Raw genomic sequence first — 14,353 nt, 5'->3', positions numbered from 1 at the left:
GCTCAGGTCACCTCCCGGTTCGGACTCAGGGCGTGCGGCCCACCGCGGCTTCCGGAGCCGCCGGGCGGCGAGAGGGCCGGGGCCTCGGCGGGTGCGGCCAGCAGCGAGGCGGCGACGGCCAGATGCAGCAGATAGGGCGAGGCGTCGCCCAGCCCGGCCTCGGTGTAGGAGGCGATGGCGCAGTAGCTGATCAGGAAGATCGCGCAGGCCCGGGAGAGCGACGGGGGCCGCAGCAGCGCGCCGCCGCCCAGCACCACGAAGAGCGCCGCCACGAGGGCGATACCGGTCAGGCCCTGCTCCTGGTAGACGGCCAGCCAGCTGTTGTCGATCGGCAGCCCGCCGAACGACTTGTCGCCCAGGCCGGCGCCGAACAACTGCTCGACGGCCGTGCGGGGTGCCGCCAGCAGGGCGTCCCAGACCTTGGCCCGGCCGGTGAGGCTGGTGAAGTTCTCCTGGCTCTGCCCGCGCAGGAACCATGCCCGCAGCGCGGGGCCGAATCCCACCGCGGCCAACGCGGCGCACAGCACGGTCCACACGAAGAACCTGCGCGCCGCGGCGCTGGTCAGGACGAGCGAGCCGATCGCCAGCGCCAGCCCGGCGAACAGGCCGAGGGTGGCCGTCCGGGTGTGGGTCAGCGCGAGGAGAACGGCTGACGGCACGATGACAGCCGCCGCGCTGCCCTTGTCGGTCCGGTGGCCCAGCAGGAGCAGCACGGTGAGCCCGATGAGCACGGCGGCGTACTGCCCGATCTGCGGCGGGGTCAGCGGCCACAGTGCGCCGACCAGCCGCCCGCCGTAGAGGTCGGGCAGGGCGGCGCCCGGCGAGAGGAGAGCACCTGCGGCCACCGACCCGAGCACCGCCAGATACATCCGGATGTGGTGTCTGACGAACGTCGAACTGCCGTCCCACCAGCGGCTGAGCAGCCACAGGGTGCTGACGAAGAGGGCCAGCCGGGTGCAGCGGAACAGCGCGCCGAGTCCGGATTCCGGATTCGCGCTGGAGATCACGCTCGGCACCAGCAGGAGGGTGAGCAGGAGCAGATAGCCGCCGGGCCGGATGCGCAGCCGGGGATTGAGCACGAGTGCCAGCGCGAACGCGGCCACCAGCGCGCCCATGGTGACCAGTTGGATGAGGGAGCGGGGCAGCGGGATGATGGTCTTCGCCCCGGCGGAGCCGAGCGTGTTGAGGATCAGCAGTCCCCAGACGACTCCGACGGTCCTCGGTGTGCGCTGTCCCATCTCACCCACCGCCCAGGGGCCGGAAGGTGCTGCCCGTGTCCTGCCGGTAGGGCGCGGCCTGCCACTGGCCCGGGTCGAGGACCCGGCTCGGGTCGTGGGCGACGAAGCTCCACGGTCCCAGGTAGACGTTGTCGTGCCAGCGGTTGTGCTGTTTGCGGGTGATCGCCTCGGCCACCCGGTCGCCCTGGTAGGGCGACCAGTCCGGATAGGTGCCGTAGTTGGCCAGCAGAGCCATGCGGTCGCACTTGACCGTGCACTCGACGACGGAGGTGTCCAGCACGAAGCGGTTGTGGTGGATGTCCACGCGCTGGGTCTTCCACCGGCAGTCGCTGTAGAGCGGCGGGCCGGCGATATCCGGACGCGTGCAGCGGTCGGTGTCCTTCACCAGCAGCGTGCAGGAGCCGGTGGAGGTGTTGGCCGGGCTGTTGCAGAACCGGTCGGCGTTCTCCCACAGGGTGATCCCGGACCAGTTGTTCTCCAGCACGTTGCGGTAGATCTCCATCCTGTCCGTGCGGGCCGGGATCCGCGGTTCGCCGCCGGCTTCGGACAGGTAGACGGTCGCGAACGGGAAGCTGTCCCCGCGGTCGGCGTATCTGCGGCCCTCGACCCAGTTGTTGCGCCGGATGGTGTTCTTGCGGATGACCGCGTTGTAGCTGGCCTCGTAGATCAGCGCGGCGCCGTCGTTGGCCTCCAGGACGTTGTCCTCGATGCGGAAGTCGTTGTTGTTGGTGTCCGCCCACAGTCCGGCTCCGCGGTTGTCGTGCACCCAGTTGCCGCGGACGTCGGCGCCGTCGACGGCCCAGAACTTGACACCGCCGGTGCAGCCGCAGCCGGGCCGCCGCCGCTCCCAGTCGTCCCGGTTGTTGTCCGCGATCTCGTTGTCCTCGACCACCAGGCCGCTGATACCGCCGGACGCCTTGTAGGCGTTCATCCCGTACTGCCCGTTGCCGCGCAGGCAACTGGCGCGGACCCGCTGGCGGGCACCGGCCATCAGTCCGGCGCCCGAGTTGTACTGGATCCTGGCGTGCTCGATCGCCCATCCGTCGGCCGAATCGTGGTTGACCACGCCCTCGTCGTGCGGCGCGACGAAGCCCTGCACGGTCAGGTGCCGGATGGTGACGTCGCGGGCGCTGCCGCCGAACGCGTACTGGTTGGTCTTCCGGCCGTCGAGCACCGCGCCCGGCGCACCGAGGTAGCTGTTCCCCTTCTTGGGGACGACCTGGGCGTGGCGGTCCCGCTCGAGTCGGTGCTCGCCCGGCCGGAGCCAGAAGACGGTGTTCGGTGGGTTGCTCCGGGTCTTCGCGGCCAGGTCGCCGACCACCGCGGGGTCGACCTGAACCGCGTCCGCGGGCGGCTTGGCCGGACCGTCCGCGGGCTCGGCGCACACCCTGGCCGCCGGCCGGGCCGCGGGCGGGGGCGGCGCGGCGCCGGGCTGTGCCGGGGCGCCGGGTGTGCCCACACAGCCGGTCGCCGCCACCAGGGCCAGTACCGGCACCGCCACCGGTAACGCCCGGTGCCGCCGTTCGATCCCCACGCGTCCCCCTAACCGCGGAACCTGAGTACGGTGACGAATCCCTCGGTGCTGTCGGTGAACCCGCTGCCGACCAGTGTCGTGGCGGGTTCCTTGCGCCCGAACCCGGCGGAGTACCAGCCCAGTGGCGGGTCGGTCTCGCCACGGTGGGCCCGCCAGGTCAGCCGCTCGGGCAGTTCGAGCACGGCGGAGCGGTCCTCGCCGTCCCGCAGCCAGCTGAGCACGGCCCGGTTCTCGACGAGTTCCGCGGTGATCGCCGGGCCGAGATGGAACGCCAGGCGCGCGGCCCGGCGTGGTCCGCGTACCTCGTCGACCATCCGCAGCTCCCGGTCCGCGGAGGTCAGCTCCACCCGGCGGCGGTGCACGGAGTGCCGGTAGCCGTCGTGCTCGGCGCACCAGCGGGCCGCGCCCTCCGCGGACGGGTCCGCGAACAGGACGCGGCTGCGGGCGTGCCGGGTCCACAGGAACGGCCCGCCGGAGGCGGACTGGTCGGTGCCGTCCAGTTGCAGGGTGTTGTGGCCCAGGGTGGATCGGAAGTACTGCCGCCACCCGGGCTGCCCGTGGTAGCAGTACGTTCCCGGGTCGGCGAGTATGTCCACCCCGTCGTGCCGGACCTCCACGGACAGCGCGTCCGCGTGGGCGTGCGCGGCGATGGACAGGAAGCCGTGCGGACCGCCGTCGCAGCGGCACCAGATCTCCCCCGGGCCGCGCAGGATGGTCATGCCCGCGTCGGCGAAGTGAGCCGGGCGGACGGCGGGCCGGGGCATGGCTGGTTCGGTGGGCCGGAGGAGCGCGGCCAGCAGCGGGGTGCGCACATCGGTCCCGGTAACCGCCGGCCACCAGGCGAGCCCGCCGAAGACGGCGTCCCCGGTGGCCAGCAGCGAGGCCCAGCGGTCGGTGCCCGCGCCGTCCAGGACCAGCCCGTGCCCGTCGTCCGCGTCCCCCTGGCGCGGCGGCCGCAGGCGGCTGTCCAGTACGGCCGCCAGCGCGTCGGTCATCCGCAGCAGCACCGGCCGGATCGAGGCGGGGGCGGGGACACCGGCGGCGTCCGCCTCGGCCAGCGCGGCCAGGCCGAGCTCCAGGACGAGTCCGTGGTACTCGGTGGCCGACTCACGGTTCAGGCCGGAGGCGAAGGTGTTGCTGCGCAACTGCCGCTCCAGTGTCCGCAGCGCCTCGGCCCGCCACCGTGCGGAGGAGGGGAACCACCCGAACGCGCAGGCCGCCGCGGACTGTCCGGCGGCCTCGGCGATGATGTGGTTGTTCGCCGACGATCCGCGGCTGGGGAAGGCGGCCAGCCAGCGCTGGTGGTGCCAGATCTGGGCCAGCGCCACCGGGTTGTCCTCGAACAGCTCCCCCGCGCCCGGCCAGCCCTCCAGCAGCCGACGGATCCACACCCAGGAGAGCAGCCGGATCCCCAGCTCGATGCCGCTGACCCAGTGCACACCGCACAGCGGCGGGTTGGCCCGCCACCACGACCACAGATGAGCGGCAGTCCGCTGGGCGTAGCGCTCGTCGCCGGTGAGCGCGTAGGCGGCGGCGAGCACGGTGAGGTACTGGTGCCGGGAGAGTTCCCAGATCTGCTTGATGTCCCCGACCGCGTCCTCGTCCCGGTAGGGCACGTCGAAGGCGTAGCCGCGCGGCGCACGGCGCCCGGTCTTCGGGTCGTACCACCAGTCCGGGTCGGCCAGGTCGGCGCGCTCCACGCCGAAGTGGGCGGCGTGCCCCTCCAGCAGCCGGTCCGCCTCGGCGACGAGCCGTTTCGCGGCTTCCGGGGGCACCGCGGCGAGTGCTCCGGCGGGCAGTACGGAGGTGAACCGGGCGCCGGTCACCCGCGGACAGTCCGGCCGCAGGGACCGCCAGCGCCGCCTGCGCACCGCGTCGCCCGCACGGCCGACAGCCTCCCCGGCACCCATGCGGGAGAGCCGCCGCAGGTACCAGCCCGCGCTCATCGTCATCGCGGCGCCGCCAGGGTCACCGGTGCGCCGCCGACCAGCGCGGTGCGCACGGCGAGGGTGGCCGCCGTGGTGGCGGCGAGCGACTCCAGCGGCACCGGCATCGGCCCGCCGGTGCGCACCGCGCTGAGGAAAGCGGCCAGCTCGGTGCGCTGCCCCTTGTCCCGGGTCCTGGACAGCCGCGGCGAGGCCCACCGCTCGGGGCCGTGTACCGAGGCCCGTACGAAGTCGTCGAGCCGCAGCACCTTGCCGTCCGCGACGAGGTCCAGCGTCTCCTTGGGGAAGCCGGGCGATCCGGAGGTGACGTAGCCGAGAGTGGCGGTCGACCCGTCCGGGTAGCGCAGCACGACCTGGAGGTCCTCGTTGTCGGGTGTGGCGACCGCGTACACCGCGACCGGATCGCCTCCGAGCAGCCAGCTCACCGTGTCGATGAAGTGCCCGCCCTCCCCGGTGAACCGGGAGCCCTCCGTTCCCTGCCGGAGGTACCAGCTGCCGTGCTCCAGCCGGCCGGCGTTGACCAGGTAGCGGACGCTCGCCGGACCGGTCCGGGCGCCGAACCGCTTCCTGGCCTGACGCAGCAGCGGCGCGAACCGGCGGTTGAAGCCCACCTGCAGCCGGTCGTTGCCGGACTCCTCCACCGCCGCCAGCACACCGGCCAGCTCGTCCTCGGTGAGGGCCAGCGGCTTCTCCACGAAGACCGCCTTCCCGGCCAGCAGCGCCTTGCGGGTCAGTTCGGCGTGCGAACTGTGCCGGGTGACCACGAACACCGCGTCGACGGCCGGATCGCCGAGCACGCCGTCGAGATCGGTGGTCGCCTCGGCGAAGCCGAACTTCCGCTTCGCGTTGGCGGCCGAGAGCGCCGTCGTGGTCACGACCGTCGACAGCGCGACACCGTCCCGCTGGGCCAGGTGCGGCAGCAGCATCGACGACGCGTAGTTGCCCGCACCGACGAACGCCAGCCGCACCGGTGCGGCGGCCGCCCGGGCGGGGACGGACGCCGCGGCGCCGCGGCGCCGCACCGCCGGTACGGCCACCTCGGGTGCCGCCGGGTCCGCCGGCCGTCCGGCGGGTCCCGGGTACCGGAACAGCACGGCCACGGCCTTCAGGTCGCCGTCCGCCAGGCGCCGGTAGGTCTCGACGGCGTCGTCGAAGTCGGCGACCTGGGAGACGAGGGGCTCCGCGTCGACGGCGCCGCGGGCCAGGAGGTCGAGGAAGCATGCCAGGTTGCGGCGTTCGGTCCAGCGCACGTAGCCGATCGGATAGTCCCGCCCGGCGAGCTCGTACTCCGGGTCGTAGCGCCCGGGACCGTAGCTGCGGGAGAACCGTACGTCGAGTTCCTTCTCGTAGTACGCGTTCCACGGCAGGTCCAGGCGGCACTTGCCGATGTCGACGACCCGGCCGCGGTCCCGGCTCAGCCGGGCGGCCAGCTCGACGGGTTCGTTGCTGCCGCCGCCGGCGGCAAGATACACCTGGTCCACGCCGTGCCCGCCGCTGAGTTCCGCGACGGCCGTCGCCACCGCGACGGACGCGGGATCGCCGCAGGCCACCGCGCCCAGCCGGGCGCCGAGTTCGCAGCGCGCCGGGTCCGGGTCCGCCCCGACGACACGGACTCCCGAGGCGGCCAGCAGCTGCACCACCAGCTGCCCGATCAGCCCGAGGCCGACGACCAGCGCCACGTCGCCCAGCTGCGGCTCGCCGCGGCGGACACCCTGCAGCGCGATCGCCCCCACTGTCCCGAACGCCGCGTGCCGCGGCGCGAGACCGTCCGGCACCCGGGCGTAGAGGTTCTTCGGCACCCAGTTCAGCTCGGCGTGCAGCGCGTGCTCATTGCCGGCGCAGGCCACGTGATCGCCCACCGCGACGTCGTCGATCCCCGTGCCGACCTGCTCGACCACCCCGCACAGCGAGTAGCCCAGCGGCGTCCAGGAGTCCAGCTTGCCCATCACCTTGCGGTAGGTGGCGGGCACCCCGTTGGTGGCCACGCTCTGCATGACCTTGGCCACCTGGTCCGGGCGGGAGCGGGCCTTGCCCAGCATCGACATCCCGGCCTCGGAGACCTTCATCAGCTCGGTCCCGGTGGATATCAGCGAGTAGGCGCTGCGGACCAGTACACCCCCGGGCTTGCACCCCGGTACCGGCACGTCGAGCACCGTCAGCTCGCCGCTCTTGTAGTTCTGCACAACCTGTTTCACCCGAAGTCCTCTTGTCTCTACACCGTCAGCTGAGGGTTGTGGCCGACCCCGGAGGTCGCGCCGCGGTACCAGTACTCGAGGGTCAGCACGTGCCACAGATGTTTGGCGTGGTCCCGCTGCCCGGCGGCGTCCTCGGCGACAAGCCGCTCCAGCGCGTCACGGCGCAGGAACCCGGACTCGACGAGCACACCGTCGTGCAGCACCTCGCGCACCAGCGGCGCCAGATCGCGGCTCATCCAGGCCCGCAGCGGAGCGCTGAAGAGGCCCTTGGGCCGGTGGACGATCTCCTCGGGCAGGATCGAGGCGGCCGCCTCCTTCAGGACGGCCTTGCCCTGCCGTCCGGTGATCTTGCGCTCGCCCGGCACGGCGAATGCCGCCCTGACCACCTCGACGTCCACGTAGGGCACCCGTACCTCGGTCGAGGCGGCCATGCTCGACCGGTCGGTATAGGTGAGGTTCAGGCCCGGCAGGAACATCCGGGCATCGGCCAGGCACATGCGGTTGACGAAGTCGTCGAGTTCGTTGTCCCGGTAGACGTCCGCATGCTCGGTCAACACGTCCTCGACCGTCCCGGCCAGGTCCGGATCGACCAGGGCGAGCAGTTCGTCCCGGTCGTACATGGTGTAGCTGCGCCGGAACGCGGTCTCCTCCGGCAGGTCCGCGAAGGAGAGGAACCGCTTGGCGAAACGCACCGACCGGTACCCGCGGCGGGCCGAGGCGACCGGCAGCCGGTCCACGGCCCTGGAGAGACCGCGCCGCAGCGGCCGCGGAACGCGCCGGTAGCGCACCGCGAGCAGGTTGGCCAGGTGCTTGCGGTATCCGGCGAACAGCTCGTCCGCGCCCATCCCCGAGAGCAGCACCTTCACCCCGGCCTCCCGGGCGGCCGAGCAGATCAGGAACGTGTTGATCGCGGCGGGGTCGCCGATCGGCTCGTCCAGGTGGTACGTCATCCGCGGCAGCAGATCGAGCACGTCCGGAGCGATCTCGATCTCCCGCAGGTCGACGCCGAACCGTTCGGCGACCCGCCGGGCGTGGCGCAGGTCGTCCGGCATCGCCTCGAATCTGGCGTCCTCGGCGCGGAATCCGATCGTGTAGGCGGAGATCCCGGGCAGGTCGCGGGCCGCCAGCGCGGTGAGATAGCTGGAGTCCAGACCGCCGGAGAGAAAGGTCGCCACAGGTACGTCGGACAGCAGATGGCGCCGGGTCGACTCCTCGACGACGGCGGCGAGATCCGGCTGCTCCCCGGCCCGGGCACGCTCCCGGCCCTCGGCCGCGACCTGGCGCAGGTCCCAGTACCGGCCGCTCTCCACCCGCCCGTCGGGCCGGCACCTCAGCCAGCTGCCCGGCGGCAGCTTCTCCGCCCCGCGAAGGGCACACCGTGAGTCCGGCACCCAGTAGTACAGCAGCGAGGCCACCATCGCCGCGGGGTCCACCTGCATCGACCCGCCGGTGACGGCCGCCAGGGCCTTCAGCTCGGAGGCGAACACCAGGCCCGTACCCCGCCGGAGCAGGAACAGCGGCTTGATGCCGAGCTGGTCGCGGGCGAGCACCAGCTCTCCGGTGCGCTCGTCGAAGACGGCGAAGGCGAACATGCCGCGCAGCCGGGGCAGGCAGTCCGTACCCCAGCGCCGCCAGGCCTCCAGCAGCACCTCGGTGTCGGAGGTACCGCGGAAGCGCACCCCGCGGGCCGCAAGTTCCGCACGCAGCTCGGGTGCGTTGTACAGCTCGCCGTTGTAGGTCAGGACGAGGCCGTCCGCGGCCATCGGCTGGGCGCCGGTCCCGGACAGGTCGACGACGGCCAGCCGGCGGTGCCCCAGGTGCACCTCCCCGTCGCCGAGAGGGTGACTGTAGCGTCCCGACCCGTCCGGGCCGCGATGGGCGAGGGTGTCGGTGAGCCGGTCGGTGACACCCTTCCCATCCGGCCATCGGTACGTTCCTGTGATGCCGCACATGTCCTATCTCGCCTCCTGGTCGCTGTCCGGGACCCGAGCAGCCGGCACGGGCAGCCGTTCCGACTGCGGGGCGGCCGTCCCGTTCCGCCGGGCCGCCGGGCGTTCGTCCCGGCCGCGTGGCGCGGTGTGCGCGCCGTCCCAGAGGGTGCCGTCGGTCCGGTCCCGCGGGTCGGGGTCGATCAGCACCACGCCGAGCACCGGGATGTGCTGGTCCGCCAGCTGCCGCGCCACCGTGTGCAGCCAGGCGGCGCTGCCGTGCCCGGCGCGCACGACCAGGACGGTCCGGCTTCCCAGGTGCCTCAGGTCGGTCCAGGCCGTACCGGGCGCGACCGAGCCGACGCCGAGCCGGCGTTCCGGGCGCTCGGCGTCCGCGGCCCGCTCACCGCCGGCCAGCACGACCGGGTCGTCCGGCGGCCGGCGGCGGTTGGCGTTGGCGAGGTGCGGGCCGGGCAGACCGTCGAGGACCGCCACCGGCCCGTCCGCCGCGAGGGTTTCGGCCAGGTCCAGGGCGAGCACGCTCGTGCGGCGCGCGCACCCCAGCTCCAGCAGCGACAGCGGTTCGGCGGAGCCTCGCACGGTGCGGGCCAGGGTCGCGGTGAGCCGTTCATGCGCCGCCCGCTTCCGCCTCGGCTGCCACAGCCTGCCCGTCCGGAGGGGCAGTTCCGCGAGGACCGAGGCACCCAGGTTCGCCGCGATCTCCCGCCGCAGCACGGGGCGGTCCGCCACCACAGCGCCGACCGCGGCCACCGCGAGCCCGAGGGCGAGCCCCAGGACGAGCCCGATCGCTGCGTCGGTGGCGGCGGCCGCGGGCAGCGAGTGGTGCACCGCGCGCGGGGCGTCGACGATCTGCGTTCCGGCGACGATGCGGGGTGTGCCGGTACGCGCCTCCGCTGCCCGCTGGTCGAAATCGGCGATCCGCGAGTTGAGTTCGGCCCGGCGGGCGAAGAGCGATTCGATCCGCGCCGACGCCTTCGGGTCGCTCTCCGGTGAACGCCCGCCGATCGACTTGTTGACCTGCGCGAGTTCGTCCCGCATCCGGTCACGCTGGTCGAGCAGGGCCCTGGTCTCGGCTTCGGCGGTCTCGCGCATCCGCCGCACATGGTCGGCGACGAACGCGTGGGCCAGCGCCTCGGCCCGGGCCACCGCCTGGGCTTCGTCCTCACCCGTCACATCGATCCGCAGCAGGTTGTTGGTCACGCCGGTGCCCCGGTAGTCCCGCAGGAAGTCCTCGGGGTCCGCGGAGGAGTGGAGGGACCGCAGGGCCCGGCCCGCGATCCGGGTGGTGCCCAGCAGCTCGACGTCGGTACGGATCAGGGTTCCGGTGTCGTTGGGCTGGTCCTCCTGGTGCGCGACCAGCACCGTGGTCACCGCGGTCGGCGGCGGGGGCAGCAGGACCGCCACGGCCGCACCGGCCAGCAGTCCCAGCAGTGCCATGGAAGACCAGAGGCGCCGGCGCCGGCGCACCGCCACGACCAGCGCCTGGAGATCCAGCAGCGGAGCGGCGCCCGACGCGTCCGCGGTCCGGCTCGTCGTCACGCCGGGCCTCCCCTCGCGGTGCCGCCGACCGCAACCGCCTGCTGCGGGGGCTGAGCGGACCGGTCGGCGGGCCGCTCCGGCCGGGCCCGGACCGGTTCGGCGACGACGACACCGACGACCTGGTGTCCCGCGTCCGCACACGCCGCGGCGATGCCGCCGAGCTCCTCCGCGGTCCAGTTGCCGGCACTGAGCACGACCAGGGCACCGGATTCGGTGTCGCGATCCGGCACCAGCGGCCGGGAGGCGGACACGTCCACCGCCGGCAGCAGCGGGTCGCTCCCGGTCTCGGCGGCGAGCTGCTCGGCGGCCCGGCGGCCGAGCACGTCACCCTCCGGTACCACGGCCAGTACCCGCCGCGGGGCCGCCGGCAGCTCCTCGCGGAGGCGGGCGCACACCCGGCGGCAGCGGATCCGCCTGTCGGCCTCGCCGCCGGACGTCCGCGGCGCGGGTCCGTGCCATCGGGTGTCCAGACCCAGCAGTCGGCGGATCCGGACCGGGCCGCGGCCCGCATGGCGGTGCGCGAGCTGTTCGCCGGGCACTTCGACGGTGCCCAGCAGCGCCGAGCCCAGTGCCGCGGCGATCTCCCCTCCGCTGTCCAGCCGGCGGCTCATCCGTGCGGCGGCGAGCTGCCCGACGACGCCGAGCAGGAAGAACAGCAGCGCCCCGGCGCCCATCCGTTGCAACGTCGTCGGCGGTGCCTCCCCGGTGGGCCGGGCCGCCGGCCCCATGACGACCAGACCGGTCCTGCTGCTCGCCGGGGCGGCGTCGTCCAGCTTCTTCATGGCCTCCTGCAGCGCGGTACGCAGCTTCTCCAGCTCGGTGCGGGCCTGCACGCTCTCCACGGTCCGCCCCGGATCGGCCGCCCCGGCCAGCTCGGTGATCCTGCGGTCGGTATCCCGCACCTTCTGGCGCAGTGCCTCGGTCCCCGCCGCCGCGTCGGCGTCGGTGCCCTCGCCCGCGATCCGCGCCGCGAAGGTGACGAACTGCTGGGCCATCCGGTCGGCGAGCTGCTGCGCGCGCTCCGGCGTCCCGGCCGTACCGGAGATGGTGATGATGTTCCCGTCCGCCGCCTCGGCACGTACCCGGTCCCGCAGCTCGGTACCACTGACACCCCGCCAGTCGAGCGCGGCGGCCGCGCGGTCGACCACGGCCGAGCTGGTCGCGATCTCCACCTGGGTCAGCAGCTCACGCTCCTCCCACTGCCCCGGCAGCAGTACCGACGCCGACGCCGTGTAGCGGGGCGGGAACAGCGCCGAGGTGCCGTAGCCGATGAGCGCGCCCAGCACGGCGAGGACGGCGAGCAGGCGCCGGCGTCGGCGGAGCAGCCGCCCGATCGTGAGCAGGCGTATCGTGTCGTCGCTCAACGGCGTCGCCTCTTGCCCGCCGGGGCCGGGGTACCCGTCGCGACCGGGTGGTCGCGACAGGCGGCGGCGTAGGCGGCGAGCAGCGACTGCTGGGAGTTCCGCCAGGAGAGCTTCCCGCTGATCCGTTCCCGGCCGATCCTGCCCATGCGGGCCCGCTTCGCAGGATCGTCCAGCAGCTCCGCGACGGCCTCGGCGAACGCGGCCTCGTCGTCGGCGGGCGCGTAGACGGCCGCCTCTCCGGCCGAGACCCGGGCCTCCCGCAGGTCGAAGGAGACGATCGGCCGGCCCATCACCATGTACTCCAGGACCTTGTTCATGGTCGACACGTCGTTGAGCGGATTGTGCGGGTCGGGAGAGAGGCACACGTCCGCGGTGGACAGGTAGCGCACCAGGTCGGCGTCCGGGATCCGCCCGGTGAACTTCACCTGCTCGGAGAGCCCGAGCTGCCGGGAGAGTTCCACCATCGCGTCGAAGGTGTCGCCGGCGCCGACGAACACCGCATGCCAGTCGGTCCGCCCCAGGTCGTCGCGCAGCTTCGCGAGGGCGCGCAGGGCGTAGTCGACGCCGTCCTGCGGGCCCATGACACCGAGGTAGCACAGCAGGTGCGGCTTGCCCCGCTTCAGCTCCGGCTCCGGCGGCACGGCGCGGAACCGGTCGGTGTCGGGCGCGCTGCGCACCACGAAGACGTCCGCCGCGCTCCGGCCGCCGCGGCGCAGCGCGACATCCCGGTAGCTCTCGTTCGTGGCGAGCACGATGTCCGCGGCACGGTAGGTCATCCGCTCCAACGCGCACACGGCACGGTGGAGCAGGTCCTGGCCGCGGCCGAACCGGGAGAGGTACAGCTCGGGTACCAGGTCGTGCTGGTCGAAGACGAACCGCGCGCCGCGCCGCTTCAGCCACAGTGCCGGGAGGAACAGCAGGTCGGGTGGATTGCAGGCGTGGACCACATCGACCGGGCCGACCCTGCGGGCCAGCCGGACCGTGTGCCACAGCGCCGCTCCGTACTCCCGCAGATACCCGGTCGGCCCTCCGGTGGCGGCGCGCAGCGGATAGCGGTGGATCCGTATCCCGTCGATCTCCGCCTCCGGCTCGGTGTCCCGTTTCCCTCCGCGGGGGCAGATGACGTGCACCTCCCAGCCGGCGTCGTGCAACGTCCTGCACTCCTGCCACACCCGTCGGTCGAAGGGGACCGACAGGTTCTCCACGAGGATCAGCGCGCGCCGGCCCGGCCGGCCGCCGGTGTTCGTGTCACCAGGCAAGGCCCAGGTACCCCTGTTCGGCCCGGCGCGCCTCGGCGTCGGGGAGGTGGACGAGGTCGATCAGCTCCGGTCCTTCGCCGGCGGGCGGCAGTGCCGAGAGGACGGCCGGGTCCCTGGTCCCGACCAGGCAGACCTCGGCGTGTTCGAGCACCTCGGAGACGGAGTCGGCGAGGAGCTGGGCGAGGTGGGGCAGCCGGGTCTCGATGTACTCGCGGTTGGCGCCCAGCAGCTGGGAGAGGCTCACGTTGGCGTCGTGGATCCGCAGGTCGTATCCCCTGCCGTAGAGCCGTTCCGCCAGTTCGACGAGCGGGCTCTCGCGCAGGTCGTCGGTGCCGGGTTTGAAGGACAGCCCGAGCAGTCCGGCGCGCCGCTTGCCGGTGCGCTCGACCAGGTCCACCGCACGCTGCAGATGGTCGGAGTTGGAGGGCAGCACGTGGGCGAGGATGGGTACCGAGACGTCGGCCCGCCGGGCCGCGTGGACGAGGCTGCGCAGGTCCTTGGGCAGGCAGGAGCCGCCGAAGGCGAAGCCGGGCCGCAGATAGGCCGGGCTGATGTTCAGCTTGCGGTCGGCCAGGAACACGTCCATCACCTGGTGCGAGTCCACTCCGAGGGCCTGGCACACCGCGCCCAGCTCGTTCGCGAAGCCGATCTTGAGGCCGTGGAAGGCGTTGTCGGCGTACTTGATCGCCTCGGCCGTCGGGACCGGCACCCGGAAGACCTCGCCGGGCAGACCGTCGTACAGCGCCGCCACCGCCTCGCCGCTCGCCGGGTCGAGCTCGCCGATGACGGTCTTGGGCGGGTCGAAGAAGTCCCGCACGCTCGTGCCCTCGCGCAGGAACTCCGGGTTGACCACGACCCCGAAGTCCACTCCGGCGGTGCCGCCGACGTACTTCTCCAGAATCGGGACCAGCAGGTTCAGGCAGGTACCGGGGAGCATGGTGCTGCGGTACACGACGGTCTGCCGCCCGCCGCGCCCGTCGCGCTCCGCCAGCGCGGCACCGATCTGCTCGGTGACCCGCTCCAGATACGCGGTGCACAGGCTGCCGTTGGGCTCGGAGGGCGTGCCCACGCAGACGAGCGTCACCTCGCTGTCCAGGACCGCCTCACGGACGTCGGCGGTGGCGCGTAACGCTCCGGTCCGCACGACCTCGGCGACGAGTTCGCCGATCCGCTCCTCGACCACCGGGGCCCTGCCCGCGTTGACCAGGTCGACCTTCGCCTGGTTCACGTCCACCCCGACGACCTGATGCCCCCGGCCGGCCAGGCACGCGGCCGATACACAGCCGACGTAGCCGAGCCCCAGAACACTGACCCTCATGACACGTTCCT

General features: G+C 73.1%; 9 protein-coding genes. All 9 read right to left on the bottom strand.

All coding sequences use genetic code 11. The features are described from left to right. Positions 1-2 precede the first annotated feature (2 nt). From ACFYMO_RS22485 to ACFYMO_RS22445, 9 genes are read right to left on the bottom strand one after another with little or no spacing between them, the layout of a single operon-like run. Positions 3-1,238 (bottom strand): O-antigen ligase domain-containing protein, encoded by a 1,236-nt coding sequence (locus ACFYMO_RS22485; protein ID WP_388548418.1) that lies wholly within the window; start codon positions 1,236-1,238, stop codon positions 3-5. Position 1,239: 1 nt separating this feature from the next. Further along, on the bottom strand, positions 1,240-2,772 hold the full coding sequence (locus tag ACFYMO_RS22480; protein ID WP_366771560.1) for a right-handed parallel beta-helix repeat-containing protein: 1,533 nt from the start codon (positions 2,770-2,772) through the stop codon (positions 1,240-1,242). Positions 2,773-2,780: 8 nt separating this feature from the next. Continuing rightward, on the bottom strand, positions 2,781-4,724 hold the full coding sequence (locus ACFYMO_RS22475) for an alginate lyase family protein (protein ID WP_366771559.1): 1,944 nt from the start codon (positions 4,722-4,724) through the stop codon (positions 2,781-2,783). Beyond that, entirely contained in the window at positions 4,721-6,913 is a 2,193-nt protein-coding gene (locus tag ACFYMO_RS22470) for a bi-domain-containing oxidoreductase (protein ID WP_388548415.1), read from the bottom strand. Before ACFYMO_RS22470 ends, ACFYMO_RS22475 begins: the two co-directional genes overlap by 4 nt. 17 nt (positions 6,914-6,930) lie before the next feature. Continuing rightward, entirely contained in the window at positions 6,931-8,865 is a 1,935-nt protein-coding gene (gene asnB, locus ACFYMO_RS22465) for an asparagine synthase (glutamine-hydrolyzing) (RefSeq protein WP_388548412.1), read from the bottom strand. Positions 8,866-8,868: 3 nt separating this feature from the next. Continuing rightward, the gene (locus ACFYMO_RS22460) at positions 8,869-10,401 is read right to left on the bottom strand and encodes a Wzz/FepE/Etk N-terminal domain-containing protein (RefSeq protein WP_366771555.1); all 1,533 of its coding nucleotides are present in this window, start codon (positions 10,399-10,401) and stop codon (positions 8,869-8,871) included. Then, a complete protein-coding gene (locus ACFYMO_RS22455) occupies positions 10,398-11,765 on the bottom strand; it encodes a Wzz/FepE/Etk N-terminal domain-containing protein (protein WP_366771554.1) in 1,368 nt (455 codons plus the stop codon). The genes ACFYMO_RS22460 and ACFYMO_RS22455 overlap by 4 nt, the downstream gene beginning before the upstream one ends. Then, positions 11,762-13,024 carry a glycosyltransferase family 4 protein gene (locus ACFYMO_RS22450; protein ID WP_388548408.1) on the bottom strand — a complete coding sequence of 421 codons (1,263 nt, stop codon included), beginning with the start codon at positions 13,022-13,024 and terminating at the stop codon, positions 11,762-11,764. The genes ACFYMO_RS22455 and ACFYMO_RS22450 overlap by 4 nt, the downstream gene beginning before the upstream one ends. Beyond that, positions 13,014-14,342 (bottom strand): nucleotide sugar dehydrogenase, encoded by a 1,329-nt coding sequence (locus tag ACFYMO_RS22445; RefSeq protein ID WP_366771552.1) that lies wholly within the window; start codon positions 14,340-14,342, stop codon positions 13,014-13,016. The genes ACFYMO_RS22450 and ACFYMO_RS22445 overlap by 11 nt, the downstream gene beginning before the upstream one ends. Positions 14,343-14,353: the final 11 nt, after the last annotated feature.

Origin of the sequence: Streptomyces sp. NPDC007025, from assembly GCF_042869455.1 — a bacterium.
Taxonomy (GTDB): Bacteria; Actinomycetota; Actinomycetes; order Streptomycetales; family Streptomycetaceae; genus Streptomyces.
This window is presented reverse-complemented; position numbering and strand designations above follow the sequence as displayed.